The organism is Brevundimonas sp., from assembly GCF_016463485.1.
GTDB lineage: Bacteria > Pseudomonadota > Alphaproteobacteria > Caulobacterales > Caulobacteraceae > Brevundimonas.
The window spans coordinates 1-2233 of the sequence record NZ_JAEMRD010000247.1 but is presented as its reverse complement, the minus strand read 5'-3'; the positions used below and the strand labels follow the sequence as shown (position 1 = coordinate 2233).

Sequence of the window (2233 nt, the reverse complement as noted above, 5' to 3'; positions counted from 1 at the left end):
GGCACCGACGCCCTGATCCCGCACCGGATCAAGTTCCAGAAGTTCGGCCGCTGATCGATCTGTGATAGGATGCGGGGCATGAGCGATGATCTCCTGTCCCGCATCACCATCGATCCCGGCAAACGCAGCGGGCGGCCGTGCATTCGCGGCATGCGGATCACAGTGGGCGACGTGCTGGGCTGGCTGGCTTCAGGCATGACCGAGGCAGAAATCCTGGCGGACTACGACGAACTCGAACCTGACGACCTCAGAGCCGCGTTGCTGTACGCGGCGCACGAACTCGATCATCCGGCCGTCGTCGCCGCTTGAGATTTCTCATCGATCAGAACCTGCCGACCCGTCTGATCGCGGTTCTCGAGGCCATGGGCCACCCCGCAGATCACATCAAATTGCGAGGCTTGGCCGAGGCTGCAGACGACGTGCTGTGGCAACTGGCCATCGACGAAGATCGGGTGATGGTGAGCAAGGACTCCGATTTCGTGACGCTGGCGCAAAGAGGCGAAAGCGGCGCAGTGCTTCGGCTCGCCGTCGGCAACTGTCCCAATACCTTGCTTTACGACCTGGTGAGAGAGAAGCTTCCGGCGGCCATTCTACGCCTGTCGAATGGCGAACGGCTGGTCGAGATCGAGCGGTAACAGCAGCTTTCGTCACATCCCGGCGGGTGCGACCGATAGTGTCGTGACCGGGTGCGATACGGCGGTGACGATCGTGACCGCCGGAGACGCAGATGGATGCCCGCCGCCGCCCACCGACCCAGACCTATGGCAAGGTCAGCGGCCAGACCTGGGATCTGGCCCGCGCCGCCTATGTCGGCGGCCTGTCCGCGCGCGAGGTGTGCGAACGGTTCGGCGTGGGCGAGGCCAATCTGAGAAAGAAGGCCCGGCTGGAAGGCTGGACCAAGCGCGACTGGGCTCAGGCGCGGGGCATCGTGGACCATGGCGAACCTCCACCCGGCGTGGGCAGCGCTTCCAATGCCTCGCCCCCCTCCCCCGCCCCGCTCCCGGCGGAGGATGAGGACCTGATGACCACAGTGCTGCGGCGGGCGCGAGAGGCGCTGACGGCCGGGCGCGGGTCGGAGGCGACGGCCCTGCTTAAGGCCGCGCGAGAGTTTGTGGTGCTGCACCAGGACGTCGACCGGGCGCGCGAGACCCTGGACGACATCGTGCCGAAGGACCGCACCCTGTCGCCCGGCCACCTCGCCTTCCTGGCCGACACGATCGTGCTGAACCACCTCGGCGCCCGCTGGGTGCCCGCCACCCCCGAAGAAGACGCCAGACGCCTGCGCGCCACCTGGGAACGGCTGCCCCAGGCGGAACGCGAGGGTGACCTGGCCCCGCTCCAGGCCCATATCGACCGGCTGACCGGGCATCTGGCGCCTCAGAAGCCCTATCAAGGCCGGTGGGACTGAGGCTTGCACACCCCCGGCCTTTCCACCGGGGCCCGGGATGACCTAGAGTCGTGCGAGGGGAGACCGAACCGCCTTGGACATCGACGCCTTCATTCAGCGGTGGAGCGCCGCGCGCGGGGGCGCGGAGCGCGCCAACTACCAGATGTTCCTGTCGGAGCTGTGCGAGGCGCTGGAGCTGCCGCGTCCCGATCCGGCGTCGGACGATACCCGCACCAATGATTACGTCTTCGAGCGGGGCGTCAAACGGCGCGAGTCCGAGGGCACGGCCTCGACCCTGAGGATCGACCTCTACAAGAAGGGCAGTTTCATCCTGGAGGCCAAGCAGTCGCGCGCGGCCCACCGCCTCGGCGGGGGAGACGACGGCCAGCCGTCCCTTTTCAAGGCCGACGAGACCGCCTCGGTCGCGGCGGCAGAGGGCAGGTGGGACGTGCTGATGCGCAACGCCCGCAAACAGGCCGAGGACTATGTCTTCCGCCTGCCCGCCGACCACCCGGCCCCGCCCTTCATCATCGTCTGCGACGTGGGCTATGTGTTCGAGGTCTATGCCGACTTTTCCGGCTCGGGCCGCGCCTATTCCCACTTCCCCGACCGCAAGGGCTTCCGCATCCGGCTGGAGGATTTGCGCGATCCGGAGATCGTCGCACGCTTCAAGGCCATCTGGAACGACCCGGCTTCGCTGGACCCCACGCGCGAATCCGCCCGCGTCACGCGCCAGATCGCCGAACGCCTCGCCGCCGTCTCGCGACGTCTGGAACGCAACCATCCGCCGGAGGAGGTCGCCCATTTCCTGATGCGCTGCATCTTCACCATGTTCGCCGAGGACGT

At 67.2% G+C, this 2233-nt stretch carries 4 protein-coding genes; all 4 read left to right on the top strand.

Annotated features, from left to right (window positions below; translation table 11 throughout):
- The first annotated feature begins 78 nt into the window (after positions 1-78).
- A complete protein-coding gene (locus tag JHC99_RS18530; RefSeq protein WP_292156165.1) occupies positions 79-309 on the top strand; it encodes a DUF433 domain-containing protein in 231 nt (76 codons plus the stop codon).
- Positions 306-635, top strand: a complete 330-nt coding sequence (locus tag JHC99_RS18525) for a DUF5615 family PIN-like protein (protein ID WP_292156164.1) — start codon at positions 306-308, stop codon at positions 633-635. The genes JHC99_RS18530 and JHC99_RS18525 overlap by 4 nt, the downstream gene beginning before the upstream one ends.
- A gap of 92 nt (positions 636-727) precedes the next feature.
- Positions 728-1408 (top strand): hypothetical protein, encoded by a 681-nt coding sequence (locus JHC99_RS18520; RefSeq protein WP_292156163.1) that lies wholly within the window; start codon positions 728-730, stop codon positions 1406-1408.
- A gap of 73 nt (positions 1409-1481) precedes the next feature.
- Positions 1482-2233 (top strand): type IIL restriction-modification enzyme MmeI (locus tag JHC99_RS18515; protein ID WP_366927853.1); only part of this gene is annotated, 752 nt, incomplete at its 3' end.